The organism is uncultured Amnibacterium sp., assembly GCF_964244015.1.
Classification (GTDB): Bacteria; Actinomycetota; Actinomycetes; order Actinomycetales; family Microbacteriaceae; genus Amnibacterium.
Window position 1 is genome coordinate 1 of record NZ_CAXTHO010000158.1, and the last position, 5,237, is coordinate 5,237.

The window sequence follows — 5,237 nt, forward strand, 5'->3', positions numbered from 1 at the left end:
CGGGGATCCTGCCCCTGCACGGCGAGCACGCGCCGCACCGCGTCCTCCGCGGTGGTCGCCCGCGGTCCGCTCAGCAGCTGCGCGGTGCTGTGGGCCGCGATCGCATCGCCGGGCACCGGCCTCGCGCTCACACCGACGTCAGTCGAGCAGCAGGGCCCAGCCGTCCAGGACGCTGCCGTCCTGGTCGAGCCCGTAGGCGGCGAGGCGGCGGACCCACTCGGCGAGCCCCGCCTCGGTCACCGACACCTCCGACGTCGTGCCGCGGACCGTCCAGTCGTCCAGCTCGCCCTGCGGCTCGGTGGCCGTCGCCGCGTAGCCGAGGTCGTCGCGGATGCCCTCCAGCAGCTGGTTCGCGACCTCCTCGTTCGGTGCCGAGAACGCGAACTCGATCAGCGCACCGCCCGAGACGCCGTTGCCCACGATCGTCGACCAGTCGTCGCTGTTCATGGTCGTCAGCTCGTCGACGATCTCTGCGAGCTCGCCGACGTCGATGTCGTCGGACACCTCGGGCACCGTGTCCTGGATCGGGTTCACCACGGAGCCAATCCTGTCCTACCCCGATGACCTGCGGAGGTCGGCAGCCTACGCTGCGCATTCGTGAGCGAGGGTGCGACGAACGACGCCGGAACCGACCTCGCGGCCCGGACCGCCGCCGAGGTGCGCGTCGCCGTCGGCCGGCTGCATCGACGGCTGCGGCTGCTGAACGAGGGCGGGCTGTCCGCCTCGCAGAGCTCCGCGCTCGTCCGCATCGTGAAGGGCGAGGCCGACACCGCCGCCGCGCTCGCGGCGCTGGACGGCGTGCGGCCCCAGTCGATGGCCGCGACCGTCGCCGCGCTCGAGCAGGACGGCCTGCTGGCGAGGTCGGAGGATCCCGCGGACGGCAGGCGGTCGATCCTGCGGGCGACACCGGAGGGGGAGGCGCTGTTCCTCGGCAACCGCGCGGCACGGCAGGAGTGGCTCGCGGCGACCCTCCGGGAGAAGCTCGACGACGCCGAGCTGACGACCGTGCTCGAGGCCGCCGCGCTGCTGCAGCGGCTCACCGAGCGATGACCGCGTCGTCGTGAGCCGCTGAGCGGCCGATGCGCGGCAGCCGGTCGATTCAGTGGGCCAGCTCCCACACGGCGCCGAAGGGATCGCGGAAGCTGAGGGTCCTGGGGCCCCACGGGCGGTCCATCGGACCGTTCAGCAGGTCGATGCCGGCCGCCGCGAGCTCCGCGGCGGCTGCGTCGACGTCCTCGACCTGGATCGTGTAGACCGCTCGCACGCCGCCGGGCGTGCCGACCGGCGCGGGGTCGACGAGCTCGATCGCGGCGTCCGAGGTCAGCAGGTTGATCATCGTCGGGCCGACCCGGAAGACCGCGGAGTTCTCGTCCTCCCAGGCCACGGACCGTCCGAAGGCGGAGGCGTAGAACGCCTTGGCCCTCGCGAGGTCCTCCACGATCAGCGTGATGGCGAAGATGCCGTTCGAGACGTCCATCCCCGCATCATCGCCGACGTGGCGCGACCGGTTCGGCGGGGGAGGCGGGCCTCGTGAAGACCGTCGAGGCGCTCCTGCCGTTCACCGGCGACGCACCGCTGTCCTGACCAGCTCGTCGACGAGGTCGGGCAGGTCGAGCCCTGCCGCGCGGCACATCCGCGGGAACCCGGACTGCGGGGTCATCCCGGGCATGGTGTTCACCTCGTTCAGGACCGGGCCACCGTCGGTGACGAAGAAGTCGAACCGGGACAGGCCCCGGCAGCCGAGCGCGCGGAACAGCCGGGTCGCGGCGTCGACCAGCGCCGCGGTCGTGGCGTCGTCGATGACGGCGGGGAATCGGACGGCGGCGGTGCCGTCGTACTTCCGCGACGTGTCGAACACCGCCCCCTCCGCGACGCCGTACTCGATCGGCGGCGGCACGAGCAGGCTGCCGTCGCGCCGCTCCACGACCGCGAGCTGCACCTCCCGGCCCCGCACGTACGACTCGACGAGCACCGAGTCGCCCGCCTCCCGTGCCGCGACGACCGCGGCACCGAGGTCGTCCGCGTCCGCGACCACCGAGACGCCGACGCTCGACCCCGCGGTGGTCGGCTTCACGACGACGGGCGGCGTCACGGCCGGCACGGCGTCGCCGGGGAGCAGGAGGATCCCCGGAGCCACCGCGATCCCGAGCGAGACCGCGACCGCCTTCGTCGCGTGCTTGTCCATCGCGATCGCGCTGCCGATCGCGGGGCAGCCCACGACCGGCAGCCCCGCAAGGTCCGCGAGGGCCGCGATCGCGCCGTCCTCGCCTGGAGCGCCGTGCAGCACCGGGAACACGACGTCGCAGGAGGCGAGGATCCCGAGTCCCGCGGCGAGCGACGCCGCGGGGGTGGCGGCGAGTGCTCCGGCGTCGTCGGACCAGACGCCGGCCCGGTCGATCGTGAGGGGCACCGGTTCGTACCCGGCCGCGGCGAGCGCCGCCACGACGGCGGCGGCGCTGCGGAGCGAGACGGCGTGCTCGGGGCTGCGGCCTCCGCCGACGACGGCGACGCGGGTCATCGCCGGCCGTCCAGGACCCGGGCGACCCTGGCGCCGATCCCGGTGACCACGTCGTGCTCGATCGTGCCCGCCCAGCGGGCCCAGTCGGCCGCGGTCGGCTCACCGGAGGCGCCCGTGCCGAACACGGTGGCGACGTCGCCGATCTCGACCCCCTCCGGTCCCGCGTCGACGACCACCTGGTCCATCGAGACCCGCCCGATCACCGGGCAGCGGCGCCCTCCGATCTGCACGGCCGCCCCGTCGGCGAGCCGGCGGGGCAGGCCGTCGGCGTAGCCGAGCGGCAGGGTCGCGAGCACCGTGTCGCGCGCGGTGCGAACCGTGTGGCCGTACCCGACCGGGGTGCCGCCGATCGCCCGCCGGAGGAGCACGACCGGTGCGGTCAGGGTGAGTGCGGGGTGCATCCCCGGACCGATGCCGACGAGCCCCGCCCCGATGCGCACGAGGTCGAAGGCCGCCTCCGGCAGTCGCAGCGCCGCCTCCGTCGCGGCGAGGTGCCGCACCGCGGGTCGCAGCCCCACGGCGTCGACCTCGGCGAGCGCCCGGCGGAACACGGCGATCCCTTCCCGGTTGCTCGGATCCGAGGGCTCGTCGGCGCACGCCAGGTGCCCCATCACGCCGACGACCTCGATCGTGCCGAGCCGCTCGGCCGTGGCAGCGGCGGCGATCAGCGCCGCCCGATCCGCGGCTGCGGCGCCGTCCCGCGCCATCCCCGTGTCGACGTGCAGATGCACGCGCGCGCGACCGCCGGACCCGGCCGCGGCGTCGACCACCGCCCGGAGGTGACGGATCGAGGACATCGCGACATCGATCCGGAGGCGCAGCGCGGCCTCCCACGCGGCGTCGACCGGGAGCACCCAGCAGAGCAGCGGCGCGGCGACCCCGCCGCGCCGGAGCGCGACCGCCTCGTCGAGCGTCGCCGTGCCGAGCCAGGTCGCGCCCGCCGCGAGCGCGGTGCGAGCCGTCGACGCCGCGCCCGCGCCGAAGCCGTCCGCCTTCACCACGGCCATCACGGCGGCGCCGCTGACCGTCGCCGCCCGGCGCACGTTCGCGGCGATCGCCGCGGAGTCGACGTGCAGCTCGGGGCGGGACGGCCGGGGCGGCTGCAGGGCCGGCGCGACCTGCCCGCTCATCGTCCGGCCCGCACGAGGCTCGTTCTCGGCGCCTCGACCGGTCCGTAGAGCGCGGCGGTCGCGCGGACGCTCCACGCCCAGTAGCGGTCGCCGTGGCTCCAGTGCCACCACTCGGTCGGGTAGTTGACGAAGCCGGCTCCCGCCATCGCCGTCCTGAGCAGCCGGCGCTCCTCGCGCACCGCGTCGCCGACGACGGCGTCGCTGAAGCACGCGCCGCGGCTCTCCTCCGGGGTCGCGTCGATCGGCGTGCCGAGATCGATCCCGCGACCGAGCCGGTCGACGAGCGTCACGTCGACCGCAGCCCCCGCGACATGCGGCGCGACCTCGATCGGGGACACGAACCGGCTCGTCAGCCGGCGCTGCTCCTCCGGGCCTGCGAAGGGGTGCGCGACGGCGACCTGCATCGCGTATCGCTGCCAGATCGCGCGCTGGTCGTCGGGACGGCGGTGCCCCTCCACGACCCGGAGACGGCGGCCGGGAGGCAGCAGCAGCTGCGCGACCGCGAGCCGGGCGGCGACCCCGGAGCGCACGAACGGCCGCTCGCCGTCCGGGTCGGCGGTCCCGGCAGGGACGGGGACGAGGGGCTCTCCCGAGTCCGCCACGGCGACGGCGGTGATCTCGGGATCGGCGAGCAGGACGGTCATGGGCCGAGCCTCGCGGCAGGCCCCTCCTGGCGGATCGTCCTGGCGGGCGACCGTGCTCACCCGAGCGGACGAACTCTCCGTCATCCTTCCGGTGGACCCCGGGGAATGCGCTCTTCGCCTGTGTCGTTGCCGTCACCGGCAACGACAACGGATCGAAGGGCGGCGTCATGGCGCGCATCGCAGTACTGGGCGGCACGGGATACACCGGCGGCAGCATCGTGCGGGAGGCCGCATCGCGCGGGCACCACGTCACGGCGTACAGCCGGACGGCGCCCGAGACCCCGGTCGAGGGCGTCACCTACGTGCAGGGCTCGTTCCTCGAGGAGGGCGCGATCGCCGCGGCCGTCGCCGGCCAGGACGTGGTCGTCGAGGCGCTGTCGCCGCGCGGCCCGCTCGCCGGGCAGCTCGCCGACCTGATCGTCGATGCTGCGAAGCTCGCCGCAGAGCAGGACGCGCGACTCGTGGTCGTCGGCGGCTGGAGCGGCCTGCGTCCCGCCGAGGGAGCGCCGCGCTTCAGCGAGGGCGACGTGCCCGCGCAGTTCAAGGCGGAGGCGGACGAGATGGTGCGTGCGCTCGACGCGCTCGAGCAGCACGCTCCCGACGGCCTCGACTGGCTGTTCGTCAGCCCGGCGCAGAACTACGGCTCCTTCGCGCCGGGCGAGACGCTCGGTCACTACCGCGTCGGAGGACCCGTCGCGTTCTTCGACGCCGACGGGAGGTCGGCCGTCTCGGGCACCGACTTCGCCCTCGCGGTCGTGGACGAGATCGAACGCCACGAGCACACGGGGCACATCGGCGTCGCGTACTGACTACCGCTGATCGAGGTGCGAGCGCAGCGAGCCTCGAGATCACACCAGGATCAGCGGATCGTTTTGCGCGCGGTGATCTGACCGGTGTCGAAGCCGAGCAGGTGCAGGCCGCCGTGGAAGCGGGCGTGCTCGATCT

At 74.6% G+C, this 5,237-nt stretch carries 7 protein-coding genes; 2 read left to right on the forward strand and 5 right to left on the reverse strand.

All coding sequences use genetic code 11. The features are described from left to right. Window positions 1-138: 138 nt before the first annotated feature. Window positions 139-537 (reverse strand): hypothetical protein, encoded by a 399-nt coding sequence (locus ACFE67_RS13750; RefSeq protein ID WP_375407441.1) that lies wholly within the window; start codon window positions 535-537, stop codon window positions 139-141. A gap of 60 nt (window positions 538-597) precedes the next feature. Here ACFE67_RS13750 and ACFE67_RS13755 point away from each other — a divergent pair, with 60 nt between their 5' ends. Beyond that, entirely contained in the window at window positions 598-1,050 is a 453-nt protein-coding gene (locus ACFE67_RS13755; protein WP_375407442.1) for a MarR family winged helix-turn-helix transcriptional regulator, read from the forward strand. 49 nt (window positions 1,051-1,099) lie between these two features. On the opposite strand, the gene ACFE67_RS13760 is transcribed toward ACFE67_RS13755, so the two are convergent. The 4 genes from ACFE67_RS13760 to ACFE67_RS13775 form a co-directional block, all read right to left on the reverse strand. Next, window positions 1,100-1,477: a VOC family protein gene (locus tag ACFE67_RS13760; RefSeq protein WP_375407443.1), complete on the reverse strand. Its 378-nt coding sequence runs from the start codon at window positions 1,475-1,477 to the stop codon at window positions 1,100-1,102. An 81-nt stretch (window positions 1,478-1,558) separates the two neighbouring features. Then, complete coding sequence (locus ACFE67_RS13765) at window positions 1,559-2,518, reverse strand: D-alanine--D-alanine ligase (protein WP_375407444.1); 960 nt, start codon at window positions 2,516-2,518, stop codon at window positions 1,559-1,561. Further along, the gene (alr, locus tag ACFE67_RS13770; protein WP_375407445.1) at window positions 2,515-3,648 is read right to left on the reverse strand and encodes an alanine racemase; all 1,134 of its coding nucleotides are present in this window, start codon (window positions 3,646-3,648) and stop codon (window positions 2,515-2,517) included. The genes ACFE67_RS13765 and alr overlap by 4 nt, the downstream gene beginning before the upstream one ends. Continuing rightward, window positions 3,645-4,292: a M15 family metallopeptidase gene (locus ACFE67_RS13775; RefSeq protein ID WP_375407446.1), complete on the reverse strand. Its 648-nt coding sequence runs from the start codon at window positions 4,290-4,292 to the stop codon at window positions 3,645-3,647. The genes alr and ACFE67_RS13775 overlap by 4 nt, the downstream gene beginning before the upstream one ends. 167 nt (window positions 4,293-4,459) lie before the next feature. Between ACFE67_RS13775 and ACFE67_RS13780 the strand changes: the two genes are divergently transcribed. Next, window positions 4,460-5,101 (forward strand): NAD(P)-dependent oxidoreductase, encoded by a 642-nt coding sequence (locus ACFE67_RS13780; RefSeq protein ID WP_375407447.1) that lies wholly within the window; start codon window positions 4,460-4,462, stop codon window positions 5,099-5,101. The last annotated feature ends 136 nt before the right edge of the window (window positions 5,102-5,237 follow it).